A 13673-nucleotide genomic window follows, 5' to 3' on the forward strand; every position below is an offset into this window, starting at 1 on the left:
TCGAACTCACGTTATTTATAACTCTAACTAACTCCTAATTCCTAACCCCTAACTCCTGACATCTCACCAAATAGACCCAAGTGAAACAGCTTCCTTTTTCTGAAACACCACCAAAAAACGCCGCTCAAAAAGATACAGCCCAAAACGGAAGAGAGATAAGGATAAAAGTTGAAACTTAAAATTTCAGGCAAATTTCTCAGAATTGTTTTTTTTATATATCTTTGCAAACTTAAATATTTAACCGGGACGAGTTCCCATAACAATCAAACATTATGTCAGTAAAAATCAGATTACAAAGACACGGTAAAAAAGGTAAGCCTTTCTTTCACATCGTGGTTGCAGATTCCAGAGCAAGAAGAGATGGTAGATTCATCGAAAAAATAGGAACTTACAACCCAGTTACTAACCCTGCTACTATTGACTTGAACGTTGATGCTGCTGTAAAGTGGTTAAACAACGGAGCTCAGCCAACTGATACGGCAAGAGCTATTCTTTCTTACAAAGGTGCTCTTTACAAGAAACACTTACAAGGTGGTGTTGCTAAAGGTGCTTTTGATGAAGCTGAAGCAGAGAAAAGATTCAATGCTTGGCTTGATGCGAAAGATGCAAAAGTACAAGGTAAAGTTGATGGTTTGGCAGCTTCTAAAGCTGATGCGAAAAAATCGGCTTTAGAAGCTGAGCAAAAAGTAAATGAAGCTAGAATTGCTGCTGCTGCACAGGCAGAAGCAGATGCAAAAGCTGCTGAAGAAGCTGCTAATGCTCCAGCTGAAGAGACTGCTGAAGGTGAAGCTCCGGCTGCTGAAGCAGAAGGAACTGAAGAAACTCAGGCTTAATCTTTTTAAGAAATACAAAAAAGGCACGATTATTTCGTGCCTTTTTTATTTTAAACTTTCAGATTCACAAAAAATTTGATCGTTTCTCTTATATTTGCAATATGAAAAAAGAAGACTGCTATTTACTAGGAAAAATAACCAGAAGACATGGTCTTGCCGGAAATGTAATCCTAAAACTTGATACAGATCAACCAGAAATTTATAATAAACTTGATTCTATTTTTATAGAAATCAATGGGTTGCTGGTTCCTTTTTTTATTGCTAAATCTTCCTGGAGCAAAAATGATGCGTTGAATATTGCTTTTAAAAACTCCACTGAAGCATTGGTAGACCAGTCTTTAGGAAAAAATGTCTACCTACCCTTATCTACCCTTCCAAAACTTACCGGAAAGCAATTTTATTATCATGAAATTATTGGCTTTGAAATTTTGGATGATGCCGGAAACAATTGTGGCGTGATAAGATCTGTAAACGATCAGACTGCTCAAAACTATTTTGTAACTAATCTGGATGGAAAGGAATTGGTAATCCCGATCATTAAGGACTGGATTCTTGAAGTGAACAGAGAAGAAAGATTCATCAAAATGCAGCTTCCGGAAGGTCTTATTGATGTTTTTTTGGCTCCTTCTAAAAAGGACGAATAATTCAGTAATCTAAAACCACATTCCAGTTAATAATTTTTGTTCTAAAGCCTCAATCTGACGATACATTTTATTAAAGAATATTTTACGGTCGCGGTTGCCGGAGGTATTCAGCGATTTTGAATTTTTGATCTGGTGTTCAAAATAATTATGAGTTTCCTTACAGGTTTTCTCGTCATTAATTAAGAGATAACCAAACATATTTGTTGGAATTGCAAAAAGTGACCGTTGCGGATGATGAAAAAAAATGTCATTGGACAGATGCATCAGCTCATTTTCGTACAACTGGAATTTTGGATTGTTTTCTATTTTGTCTTCGATATATCTTATAAGTTCTTTCAGCTCAAAAAGGATAACTTGTGCTTCGTTCGTTTTCAGATGTCCCGTTTCCGCATAGAATATAATCTGTTGTAAAATACTAGACACCGTCATATCATTCCATAATTCAACAATATTCTGTTCTTCATATTTTTTCTTTAACTCCTGTGTGTCCAATTCAAAATCAGGTGGCGAAAATTCCAGAAAAGGAATAAAAACCTGCTTCGCATTCAGCAGATTCATCCATACATAAATTTTAAAACGGGAAAGCATGGAATCTGAAAGTGTATAAAAAAACGGAATGTCTTTAGCAGAATAATAAATCGTCATCTCTTCGGAAAGAGGAAGACTTTCAAAAACATTCAGATTATTCTGAAAAAAAGACTTTAGATCTTCTGTTCGTTTTACAGCTGTTGTTCTTTTAACCAAAATATGATGATAAGAATTTTGAAACTGATCCAGAGAAATCTGGAAATATCTTGCAAGTTCCAAAGCTTCTTCAAGACTGAACTTAGCCTTCAAAGATGTTCTTCTGTGTGCCGCATCATAACTGATATTAAGAATATTCGCAATTTCATCATTAAGAGATTTGCCGCCTATTTTTCTTCTAATTTCTTTAAGTAAAAGCTCCTGAAACACAATTTGTGATTTTCACAAATTTAGGCATTTATTTTAATTTTTTATCGCATTCATTTTTGTGCTTTCTGCCAATAATTTTGACTTATAAAATTTTAAAATTCTGAACTATGAAAAACTTTTTTTTAATTCTACTTCTTGCACTGTTTTTTAATTCCTGTGTTTCTTTTGATCGCAAATTGATTAAAGATGATATGACAACACTTAAAAAAGAAAATGTTTCATTGATTAATGGAGAGTTTGAGTTTAAAGGATATGAGCACATTAATGCAGGAAACCAGAAATCTGACAGACTGCGAACTGTTGCGGAAATGCTTAATATAAAAAATCCCAATATTTCAGAATCTGATAAAGTATCTGTAAAAGCTGTTTCAAATTTAAAGGATAAAAGCTATGAAGTACAATTCAGGATCTTAAAAAATGACTCACTCAAATATTCATTTAAATATGACGCAAAACTTAAGAAAGGAGTATTGGTATTAAAGAATCATACTGTAAAATGTCACGGAATCCCTTATTTGCTGGGCGGTTGTCTGGGATTTAAATCACGAATAGGACTTACCGGTAAGAACGATTTATTTATACAGGATTATTATAATAACGACGGAGCCTTTCTCTTAATTATGGGATCGGGATATAGCATCAATTATGTAGAAAAATATAAAAGAATCCAATAATGTTATTTTTTAAATAAAATATAAAACATGAAAAATATACCTTATATTCTCATTGCCACACGTTTCATTTTAGCCCCTGTTATACTCTTATTAGCTTATTTCCAGAGTGAAGATTCCCAATTTTTAATTTTAGCTTTAATGTACTTCGGCTTATTAACTGATATCTTTGATGGAATTATAGCCCGAAAAATTGGTGTTTCATCCGAAAAATTAAGAAGACTCGACAGTCAGGTAGATTTGTTTTTCTGGCTATCATTAGGTTTTGCAGCCTATTTCCTTAATCCGGAAATAATAAAAAACGAATGGAAAGGAATTGCTTTAATTTTCTTTATGGAAGCACTTTGTTATATCATAAGCTGGATAAAATTCGGAAAGGAAACCTGCACTCACGCATGGCTTTCAAAGTTATGGGGATTGAGTTTACTTTTAGCAATAACATATTTAATAGGGATGCAAAAAGCCGGCTGGACTTTCACCTTAACAATAATTCTGGGATTTATCTCTCACCTTGATGTTATTCTGATTATTTTAATTCTTCCAAAATGGCAATATGATGTTCCCAGCTCTTATCATGCATGGAAAATCAGGAAAGGAAAAGAGAGAAAGAAGTCTATCTTCTTCAACTGATTCATATTGAGAGCATAGTTTTTTCATCAAATAATGGATAAATAAATTGAATTAAAACAGCCTAATCCTCAAATTGCGCTGTTTTTTTGTAACTTTGCGCACATTAATTTTTAGACAAAAAATTTTATCATCAACAAATGAAAAAGCAGACAATTAAGGAAATCCTGCAGGATTACAAAAAAGTATTACATCATGACATTACGGTTTACGGCTGGGTAAGAGCTTTCCGTTCTAATCGCTTTATTGCGCTAAATGATGGTTCTACAATTAATAATTTGCAAATTGTTGTTGATTTTGAAAATTTCGATGAAGAAATAATTTCTAAAATCAGTACAGCAGCTTCTCTCAAAATTGTTGGTGAAGTTGTTGAGAGCCAGGGAGCGGGACAAACCGTAGAGATTCTGGCGAAAAAAATTACCATTTTAGGAGATAATTTTACCGAAGAAAGAGATAAAACAATTCTTCAGCCTAAAAAACACTCATTGGAAACTTTGAGAGAGCAGGCGCATTTAAGATTCAGAACCAATTTATTCGGAGCTGTTTTCAGAGTACGTCATGCGGTGAGTTTTGCCGTTCATTCTTTCTTCAACCAAAACCAGTTTTTCTACATCAACACACCAGTTATTACAGGAGCCGATGCGGAAGGAGCCGGAGAAATGTTTGGAGTGACCAACTTTGATCTAAATAATATTCCGAGAGATGAGCAGGGAGATATTGATTTTTCTCAGGACTTTTTCGGAAGAAAAACCAATTTGACGGTTTCCGGACAGCTTGAAGGAGAAACAGCAGCAATGGGATTGGGAAGAATTTATACTTTCGGACCGACATTCCGTGCAGAAAATTCAAACACAACACGTCACTTAGCAGAGTTCTGGATGATTGAGCCTGAAGTGGCTTTCAATAATCTGGAAGATAACATTGATCTTGCAGAAGATTTCTTAAAATATGTAATTCAATATGTTCTGGATCACTGCAAAGATGACCTGGATTTCCTAGACAAGCGTTTCGCAGAAGAACAAAAATCTAAACCTGAAAAAGAGAGAGCAAAAGAAGGTCTGATTGAAAAGCTTGAAAATGTAGTTTCTAAAAGATTCAAAAGAGTTTCTTACACAGAAGCTATTGAGATCTTAATGAACTCAAAGGAGAATAAAAAAGGAAAATTCCAGTTTCCGGTTGAAAATTGGGGAACCGACCTTCAGTCTGAGCATGAAAGATATCTGGTTGAGAAACATTTTGAAAGCCCGGTAGTATTATTTGATTATCCGAAAGAAATCAAAGCATTCTACATGAAACTGAACGACGACAATAAAACGGTTGCTGCAATGGATGTACTTTTCCCGGGAATTGGTGAAATCATCGGTGGTTCCGAAAGAGAAGCAAGATTAGATGTTCTAAAAACAAAAATGGCAGAAATGCACGTTGATGAGCATGAATTGTGGTGGTATTTAGATACCAGAAAATTCGGTTCTGTACCGCATGCCGGATTTGGATTAGGATTAGAAAGACTAGTTCTTTTCGTAACGGGAATGACGAACATCAGAGACGTAATTCCGTTCCCAAGAACACCAAAAAACGCTGAATTTTAATTTTAAAAATATACAATGTCTCTGAAATTCCAGAGACATTTTTATTTGCTGATTATTGAAATTAAATTAATTTTACTTTTTATTGTTAAATAAATTCAAACTTTGCTGGATAATTATAATTAAATTTTTACCAAATATTTAATGATCGGATTATTCAGCACTTGACCTATCGAAAGAATGACCAAAAACGAAACCTTCAGAAACTGGATTGATCAGTATTCGGCTCCTTTACTGAAACGTGCCGTTTTTCTACTTTCAGACAAAACAGAGGCAGAAGACATTGTACAGGAAGTTTTTGTTGCTGCCTTTCATTCTTATGAATCTTTTGAAGGCAAAAGCAAGCCTTTAACGTGGCTTATGGCAATTCTGCAAAGAAAAGTTTCTGATTTTTATCGAAAAAAATACAAATCTGAACCTCATATCAGTTTTGATCATTATTTCGATGAAACAGGCTCCTGGAGAAATGACGATGTATTGGCAGATTGGAATATTTCAGATAAAGAAAACGAGCTGCTAAATGATTCTGATTTTAATCAAATATTTGATAGTTGTATAGAAAATTTACCGGAAAGATGGAAAATTCCCGTAAAATTGTATTATCTTCAAGAAAAAAAAGGAGAAGAAGTCTGTCAGGAATTAAAACTTTCTGCGACTAATCTTTGGAAGATTCTACAAAGAAGCAGGCTACAGCTAAGAGAGTGTTTGGAACTCAATTGGTTTTTGTCTACATAAATGAACTGAAAATGCTAAAAAAACTAATTCATAAACTCTTTCTACCATGCAGCACCGCTACCCTGCTTATGGAAAAAAGTATTGCAAAAACCATCTCTTCCAAAGAACAAAAACAGCTCAATATTCATCTGAAAATATGCAGATGGTGCAGATCTTATCAGGAAAAATTAAAAATCCTGGATGATATTTTAAAAAGAAAAATTCAGTCTGAAAACTCAACTGATTCAGTTGACATTCAGAATTTTAAAGAAAAAACGATGAAAAAACTGAAAATATAGAAAAAAAACTGTCAGGATTTTATTCTTGTTCCGACTATACTTTTAAAAATAAAAGTATTCATTTAAAAACTAAAAAAAATGAGCGGAACAACATCAGTTAAAAACAAAACGTACCAAACAGGCTACACTATTTCCTTATTAGGAGCTTCTTTAATCTTGCTGTGGATAGGGCTTTTTAAATTCACTCCTACAGAAGCCAACGCAATAAAACCCTTATTGGAAAACCATTTCCTTACTTTTTTCGTTTATGATTATATAAATGTTCAATCGGTATCAAATGCTATCGGAACGATAGAAATTATCATTGCAATTGTATTAATGTTTAGTGCGAAATTTGCAGTGCTGAAAAGGTTTGCAGGAATCGGAATGATTGCAGTGTTCACCGTAACACTAAGCTATCTCTTCACAACTCCCGGAATATGGAAAGTTGTTGACGGATTTCCTGTTACAGATTTTTTCATTCTGAAAGATTTGATGCTCTTGGGATTTGGATTAATGATTTTAAATGATAAATAATGAATTTAAATAATAAGAGAAAAATGAAAAGTATATTAATGTTATTCGGATTAAGCTTCGGAATAGCTGTGTTTGCAGGAGGTTGTGGAGATGCAAAACCAAAATCCACAGAAAATAAAAAAGAAAATAACACCATTATGAACAGTAAAAACTTAAAAGAAATCTATTTTGCAGGAGGATGTTTTTGGGGAACCGAGCATTTTTTTCAACAAGTTCGAGGAGTGGTAAAAACTGAAGTAGGATATGCCAACGGAAATACTAAAAATCCTACTTATGAAGAAGTCGTAAGCCACACTACGGGTTTTGCCGAAACGGTAAAGGTACTTTATGATCCTGAGCAGGTAGATCTTAAACTTTTAATTGATCTGTATTTTAAAACTATTGATCCTACAAGTATAGACAAACAGGGAAATGACAGAGGAAACCAGTACCGGACAGGAATTTACTCAACAGACAAAGAGACTGAAGCGATTGTGAAAACTGAAGTGGAAAAACTAGCCAAAAACTACAGCAAACCTGTAGTGGTGGAAACTATTCCTTTGAAAAATTTCTATAAAGCAGAAGATTATCATCAGGATTATCTTGACAAAAATCCGGGAGGATACTGCCATATTGAGCCGGGTCTTTTTGAAATGGCAAGAAATGCAAACCCACTGCCTAAAAAAGAGGTAAAATACCAAAAGCAAGATAAGAAAGTTTTGAAAGAAAAATTGACTGCCGAACAATATAATGTAACGCAGGAAAACGGAACTGAAAAACCATTTCAAAATGAGTATTGGGACGAAACAAGAGAAGGAATTTATGTAGATATTACCACCGGAGAGCCTTTGTTTATCTCAACCGATAAATTTGAATCAGGCTGTGGATGGCCAAGTTTTTCTAAGCCTATTACCAAAAAGCTGATTGATGAAAAATTAGACCGTTCTCACGGAATGACCAGAGTTGAAGTAAGAAGCAAAACAGGAGATGCACATTTGGGACATGTATTTAACGATGGTCCTGCAGATAAAGGCGGACTTCGCTACTGCATCAATTCAGCGTCGCTGAAATTTATTCCGAAAGCAGAAATGGAACAGAAAGGATACGGAGAGTATATTTCGCTTTTAGACAAAAAATAATAGAGCTAAGATATTTAAAAAATTCGGCGCGCCTCTGCGAGGCGCGCCGAATTTTATTTTGTTCGCGGAAAAATTATTTCTCTTTTGATCTGTGTAAAACCTCATCTACCATTCCAAACTCTTTCGCCTCGGAAGAAGTCATCCAATAATCTCTGTCAGATGCTTTCTCTACCCATTCGTACGTCTGTCCGGAATGTTCAGAAATAATATCGTACAATTCTTTTTTTAGCTTAAGCATTTCTCTCAGATTAATTTCCATATCCGAAGCTACACCTTGTGCACCGCCGCTTGGCTGGTGAATCATCACTCTGGAATGCTTCAAAGCAGAACGTTTTCCTTTCTCACCGGCAACCAAAAGAACCGCTCCCATAGAAGCTGCCATTCCGGTACAGATGGTTGCAACATCAGGCTTAATGATCTGCATGGTATCATAAATTCCCAAACCGGCGTAAACACTTCCGCCCGGAGAATTGATGTAAATCTGAATATCTTTATTAGGATCAGAACTTTCCAGGAATAATAACTGCGCTGTTACAATATTCGCAACCTGATCATCTATTCCTGTTCCAAGGAAAATAATTCTGTCCATCATCAATCTGGAAAAAACGTCCATCTGCGCTACGTTCATTCTTCTTTCCTCCATAATGTAAGGTGTAAGATTGGTAGGATTGAATGCTCCCATATATTGATCGGTTACCAAACCGTTGTTTCCCAAATGTTTTACTGAGAAATCTCTGAATTCTTTTTTAATGTCCATATCTATTGGTATAATTTCTTAAAATTTACTGATACCTAAATTACAATTTTTATTCCTAAAATTTTATAGGACTTTTTGTCACAGGCGACCATCCTAACTTATCAATAATATGTTTAGAAAATTCTGTAAGCATCATGATTTTTTTAATGTTCTCAAAATATTTCTGCTGATCTGTATCACGGTACTGTTCCAATTCCTGTGTCATTTTTTTAATTATAAAATGAATATAGTAATATTTATGAATCAGAATATCAGCTTCTACTTCAGTAGAAATAAAATCACCGATATTTGGCGGAAAAATATTCCGGGTTGTCCAGTCACTCAGCTCATTTGGAATCATAAGAGCATCTGCAACCTTATGAGTAATATTTTCATCCATCATTTTAAGGAAAAAATTACCTGAACGCAGTTCTTCATTTTCAATTCCTTCTTTGATGGACTCAATAATTTTTTGGTTGATTTCTATTTGAAATTCATAGTTTTCCTCTTCAAAATGATGGAGAATTTCTTCAATCACCGTAATCTCGTACTCTTGTTTTTCTTCATTGGTGCGTTGCAGGACAACATCCCCAAACATCATCATCAGATTAATAAGTTTATTTTCCTGATGAAAAATATTAAACTGAACAGAATCAACTTCCAGCTCAGGCTTGGGAACAATTTCAAGCTTGGCAGGTTTTTGCTCTTTCTGCTGAACTCTTTGGTTTTGATTCTCGGTAACTTGCCGCTGCACATCCAGCTCGTTGAATAGACTCTGCTCAGACAGACCAAACTTGCTGGAAACTTCTTTTAAATAAATTTCTTTCTTTAAAGCATTCTGTACAAAAGAAACAGATTTTACGATATTTCTTATTGCTTCCGCTTTTTTGATCGGATCATTTCCAGCATCTTTCAGAAGAATTTCAGCTTTAAAATCTATAAAATCTGTAGCTTCGTTTTCGATAAATTTTTCCACATAATCCTGCGGATGTTTTCGGGCAAAAGAATCCGGATCATCGCCTTCAGGAAAAAGCAAAACACGAATATTCATTCCCTCTGCCAAAAGCATATCAATACTTCTGAAACTCGCTTTAATTCCTGCATTGTCCCCATCAAAAAGGATGGTGACATTTTCTGTCAGTCTTTTGATCAGCTTAATCTGTTCCGTCGTGAGAGAAGTTCCTGAACTCGCCACTACATTTTCAATTCCTGAAAGATGCAGAGAAATCACATCCATATATCCTTCCACCAAAAGGCAGACATCTTTTCTGGAAATCGCCTGTTTACTTTGGTTTAAACCATACAGAACATTAGATTTGTGATAAATTTCTGTTTCGGGCGAGTTGAGATATTTGGCAGTTTTTACATTGCTTTTTAAAATTCTGGCTCCAAAGCCTAAAACTCTCCCAGAAAAACTGTGAATCGGAAAAATCACTCTTTCCCTAAAACGGTCGATACCGCCGGGAGAATTTTCAGGAAAAATAGAAAGTCCGGATTTCTCCAGAACCTCTTTGGCATATCCTTTTTCGAGTGCAAATTCGGTAAAAGCATTCTTTTTTTCGGGAGAATATCCGAGCTGGAATTTTTTGATGATGTCGTCTTTCAGTTCCCGTTCTCTGAAATAAGACAAACCAATTGATCTTCCTTCTTCATTTTCCCAAAGAATATTCTGGAAAAACTCGTTGGCAACTTCATGAATTTTGTAGAGTAAATCTCTTTCCGACTGCGCTATTTTGGCTTCTTCAGAAAATTCCCGTTTGTCTTCTTCAATTTCAATTCCGTATTTTTTAGCTGCATGGCGAAGCGCTTCCGGATAAGTAAAATTTTCGATTTCCATTAGAAATGAAATCGCCGTTCCTCCTTTTCCTGTTGAGAAATCTTTCCAGATCTGTTTGCTGGGAGAAACGATAAAACTGGGTGATTTTTCATCATGAAACGGACTCAGCCCTTTAAAGTTGGATCCTGCTCTTTTCAGCTGCACATATTCACCAACAATCTCTTCTACCCTGATTGTGGAAAATATTTTATCTATCGTCTGCTTGGAGATCATAACCGCAAAAGTAGTGAAAATAGGAATTAAAGTAACAAATATGACAGTTTTGTTATAATTTTGCAACAAATAAAATCAATGAATTTCAGCATAAAAAACATCAACGACTGGCAAAAGGTCACAGATGCAATTTTACCTGAGCTGCAGCATAATATTCTTTTGTTAAAGGGGAATTTAGGAGCCGGAAAAACAACTTTTACCCAGTTTTTACTTAAAAATCTGGGGAGTACAGATGAAGTAAGCTCACCTACCTACTCTATCGTCAATGAATACAGTTCTCCGAAAGGAAAGATTTTTCATTTTGATTTATACCGTCTCAAAAATATTGATGAAGTTTATGACATTGGAATTGAAGAATATCTGGATAATTCTTTTTTGTGCATCATAGAATGGCCCGAAGTATACGAGGATGAACTTTACGGTCTGAAGTTTCACTCAATGAGCATACAGAATACCGGCGAAAGCAGAGAAATCACATTCGATTAAAAATTATATCTTTGCTGAACAAAATGGTAAGTCATAATTGAATAAAAATGAGTACTACAAATATTTTTACGCCTTTTTCAGAAGAAGAACTGATGCCGAAAGAGGAAAAGCTGGAAGTAATCAAAAAGGGCAAACAATTCAGTATCGGAATTCCAAAAGAAACGTGTCTCAACGAAAGGAGAACATGTATAACTCCCGATGCAGTGCAGGTTCTTATAGAACATGGCCACGAAATCATTGTAGAATCAGGCGCAGGACAAGGCTCATTTTTTACAGATTTACAATACTCAGAGTCAGGTGCCAAAATTACTCAGGATCCCAAAGAAGCATTTTCACAGGACCTTGTTCTTAAAGTAAATCCTCCTACTGAAGAGGAAATAGAATATCTGAAACCCAGTTCGTATCTTGTTTCTGCACTTCAGATCAATCTCCGTGACAAAGATTATTTCATGAAGCTTGCCGAGAAAAAAATCAATGCTATTGCTTTTGAATTTATTGCGGATGAATACAAACAGCTTGCTTTGGTAAGATTAATCGGAGAAATTGCAGGAAGCGTTTCTATTCTTTATGCATCAGAACTATTAGCTTTATCCAACGGATTGATGCTTGGCGGAATCACCGGTGTAAGACCAACCGAAGTTGTGATTCTGGGAGCCGGCATTGTCGGCGAATTTGCAACCAAAGCAGCCATCGGATTGGGAGCCAGCGTAAAAGTTTTTGATAATTCACTTTCCAAACTCAGAAGATTACATACTTTGGTAGACAGCCGGGTTCCGACTTCTATTATTGATCCTAAAGAACTCAGCAAAAGCATCCGAAGAGCTGATGTAGTAATCGGAGCTTTACCAAGACTCAACATGCAGCCTATCGTCACAGAAGAAATGGTGATGAAGATGAAAAAAGGCAGCGTAATTATTGATATTGTTATTGACAACGGTAAAGCGATAGAAACTTCCGAACTTACTACGATGGAAGATCCTTACATCATCAAGCACGGTGTTATCCACTGCGGACTTCCGAATCTTACTTCTAAAATGCCAAGAACTACAACCAAAGCGATTTCAAATTTCTTTTTATCATATATCCTGAATTATGACGAAGAAGGAGGTTTTGAAAATATGCTTTTACGAAAAAATGAAATGAAGCAAAGTCTTTATATGTACAAAGGCAGACATACTAAAAAAGTAATCTGCGACCGCTTTGGACTTACTTATCATGACATCAATCTTTTAATTTTCTAATGAAAAAGCTAAAATTCTTTATGATTGGTCTTGTTCCGGGGCTGATTATTGTTTTTTTCGTACTTAATAAAAAAGGTGTAAGCTGCAGCGGATATCTTCCTAACAGCCGTGTTATTGCCGAAACACTTTCTAAAGACTTTGAATATTCTGATCAGTTTAAATCTGAAATGAATGCTTTGAAAATAGATGAAAAGTTTTTGAAAGACAGCATCATCACGAACGGAAAAATTGATTTTGACCGCAGTAATGCCCAAAAGAAGCCATGTCCGGATTATCTTCTGTCTTATCCTGAAAAAAAACCTTCTTTTGAAATTACATTTGAAAAATGTGAAGAAAAGGCGGTTTTACTTTCCCTTAAAAAACTGAAATAACTTGAATTAAATCATTAACATGGTTAATCTCTATGCTAAATATTGGGAATTAAGTGTGGTTTTAAAATGACAAACAGTAAGTTTAAATTTTCTTTTACAGGATTGAAGTTATACAACCCTGTTCTGATCAGTTTAAAATAAAATTTATTCCGAGATCTTAATTCGGTAAATATCTGATGTATTTCTTTTAATCGACTTAACAAAAAAGCCACCTTCTTCGGGAATAACTTCCTTGAAATCAAAACTTTTACAATCCTTAGGTAAGCCTGAAAAAACCAATGTAAACCAGAAGTCTCTCATAAAAGGAACGGGAGTCCAGCTGGGATAAATGCTGATATTTTCTGCATGAATAAGCTTGCTTCTGTGTCCGGAAGTCTCATCAATAAGATAAGTGGTATTCCAAATTCTGATAAGATTTCCCCAAAAGGGAGATGCGGGAAAGCAACAGTGTACAATGACCTGTTTCTCCTCCTCTATTTTTGTCTGGAGAGATTCCAGCAGTTCTCTCGCAATAATTGGTTTTGTGATAACTTCTTCCATAGCAATGGGCAGTGAGTAATAATGTAGTATCACAAAATTACTCATTTTTTAAAACTACATCTTTACTCATCTTAGTATTTTAATTCTAATTTTTCCTTACTGTAGCTATCATTTGATTTGTCAACTCACTATTCTCGGAGAATTTTGTCCATAAAAAAATCATTTCAAATGCCAATATATATCAAATTTATATTTGTTTAACTTAACCGAAAATTCATAGTAAGGACTTCAAAGCATTTTTCTAAAAAGAATTGAAACAAAATTTTGCTGAATTCAAAAAGATGATG

The 13673-nt window shown here is 34.9% G+C and carries 16 protein-coding genes; 12 read left to right on the forward strand and 4 right to left on the reverse strand.

The features are described 5' to 3' along the window. The first annotated feature begins 272 nt into the window (after window positions 1-272). Window positions 273-833 (forward strand): 30S ribosomal protein S16, encoded by a 561-nt coding sequence (locus tag AC0NBN_RS05515; protein ID WP_160813855.1) that lies wholly within the window; start codon window positions 273-275, stop codon window positions 831-833. A 101-nt stretch (window positions 834-934) separates the two neighbouring features. Further along, complete coding sequence (gene rimM, locus AC0NBN_RS05520) at window positions 935-1477, forward strand: ribosome maturation factor RimM (protein ID WP_160813854.1); 543 nt, start codon at window positions 935-937, stop codon at window positions 1475-1477. A gap of 9 nt (window positions 1478-1486) precedes the next feature. On the opposite strand, the gene AC0NBN_RS05525 is transcribed toward rimM, so the two are convergent. Continuing rightward, a complete protein-coding gene (locus AC0NBN_RS05525) occupies window positions 1487-2431 on the reverse strand; it encodes an XRE family transcriptional regulator (protein ID WP_160813853.1) in 945 nt (314 codons plus the stop codon). A 191-nt stretch (window positions 2432-2622) separates the two neighbouring features. Here AC0NBN_RS05525 and AC0NBN_RS05530 point away from each other — a divergent pair, with 191 nt between their 5' ends. From AC0NBN_RS05530 to msrB, 7 genes are all read left to right on the forward strand, one after another. Then, entirely contained in the window at window positions 2623-3105 is a 483-nt protein-coding gene (locus AC0NBN_RS05530) for a hypothetical protein (RefSeq protein WP_474467447.1), read from the forward strand. Window positions 3106-3132: 27 nt separating this feature from the next. After that, entirely contained in the window at window positions 3133-3732 is a 600-nt protein-coding gene (locus tag AC0NBN_RS05535; protein ID WP_160813851.1) for a CDP-alcohol phosphatidyltransferase family protein, read from the forward strand. A 137-nt stretch (window positions 3733-3869) separates the two neighbouring features. Further along, window positions 3870-5318, forward strand: a complete 1449-nt coding sequence (asnS, locus tag AC0NBN_RS05540) for an asparagine--tRNA ligase (protein ID WP_160813850.1) — start codon at window positions 3870-3872, stop codon at window positions 5316-5318. A gap of 177 nt (window positions 5319-5495) precedes the next feature. Next, window positions 5496-6050 (forward strand): sigma-70 family RNA polymerase sigma factor, encoded by a 555-nt coding sequence (locus AC0NBN_RS05545; protein WP_160813849.1) that lies wholly within the window; start codon window positions 5496-5498, stop codon window positions 6048-6050. 11 nt (window positions 6051-6061) lie between these two features. Further along, window positions 6062-6328, forward strand: a complete 267-nt coding sequence (locus AC0NBN_RS05550) for a hypothetical protein (protein ID WP_160813848.1) — start codon at window positions 6062-6064, stop codon at window positions 6326-6328. 78 nt (window positions 6329-6406) lie between these two features. Continuing rightward, window positions 6407-6844, forward strand: coding sequence for a DUF417 family protein (locus tag AC0NBN_RS05555; protein WP_160813847.1), 438 nt, complete (start codon window positions 6407-6409; stop codon window positions 6842-6844). 23 nt (window positions 6845-6867) lie between these two features. Continuing rightward, window positions 6868-7962, forward strand: a complete 1095-nt coding sequence (gene msrB / locus AC0NBN_RS05560) for a peptide-methionine (R)-S-oxide reductase MsrB (protein WP_474467456.1) — start codon at window positions 6868-6870, stop codon at window positions 7960-7962. Between the two features lie 73 nt (window positions 7963-8035). On the opposite strand, the gene clpP is transcribed toward msrB, so the two are convergent. Beyond that, window positions 8036-8719, reverse strand: coding sequence for an ATP-dependent Clp endopeptidase proteolytic subunit ClpP (gene clpP, locus AC0NBN_RS05565; protein ID WP_160813846.1), 684 nt, complete (start codon window positions 8717-8719; stop codon window positions 8036-8038). Between the two features lie 55 nt (window positions 8720-8774). Beyond that, on the reverse strand, window positions 8775-10748 hold the full coding sequence (dnaG, locus tag AC0NBN_RS05570; protein ID WP_160813845.1) for a DNA primase: 1974 nt from the start codon (window positions 10746-10748) through the stop codon (window positions 8775-8777). A gap of 78 nt (window positions 10749-10826) precedes the next feature. Between dnaG and tsaE the strand changes: the two genes are divergently transcribed. Genes tsaE through AC0NBN_RS05585 form a run of 3 tightly spaced genes read left to right on the forward strand, consistent with a single transcriptional unit; the run spans window position 10827 to window position 12846 of the window. Next, the gene (tsaE, locus tag AC0NBN_RS05575) at window positions 10827-11234 is read left to right on the forward strand and encodes a tRNA (adenosine(37)-N6)-threonylcarbamoyltransferase complex ATPase subunit type 1 TsaE (RefSeq protein ID WP_143884173.1); all 408 of its coding nucleotides are present in this window, start codon (window positions 10827-10829) and stop codon (window positions 11232-11234) included. 47 nt (window positions 11235-11281) lie between these two features. Continuing rightward, window positions 11282-12475, forward strand: a complete 1194-nt coding sequence (locus AC0NBN_RS05580; protein WP_160813844.1) for an alanine dehydrogenase — start codon at window positions 11282-11284, stop codon at window positions 12473-12475. After that, the gene (locus tag AC0NBN_RS05585; RefSeq protein WP_143884175.1) at window positions 12475-12846 is read left to right on the forward strand and encodes a hypothetical protein; all 372 of its coding nucleotides are present in this window, start codon (window positions 12475-12477) and stop codon (window positions 12844-12846) included. Before AC0NBN_RS05580 ends, AC0NBN_RS05585 begins: the two co-directional genes overlap by 1 nt. Before the next feature lie 144 nt (window positions 12847-12990). Here AC0NBN_RS05585 and AC0NBN_RS05590 read toward each other — a convergent pair whose 3' ends face one another. Beyond that, window positions 12991-13431, reverse strand: coding sequence for a hypothetical protein (locus tag AC0NBN_RS05590; RefSeq protein WP_312346253.1), 441 nt, complete (start codon window positions 13429-13431; stop codon window positions 12991-12993). Window positions 13432-13673 lie beyond the last annotated feature (242 nt).

It is taken from the genome of Chryseobacterium sp. L12 (assembly GCF_056133985.1).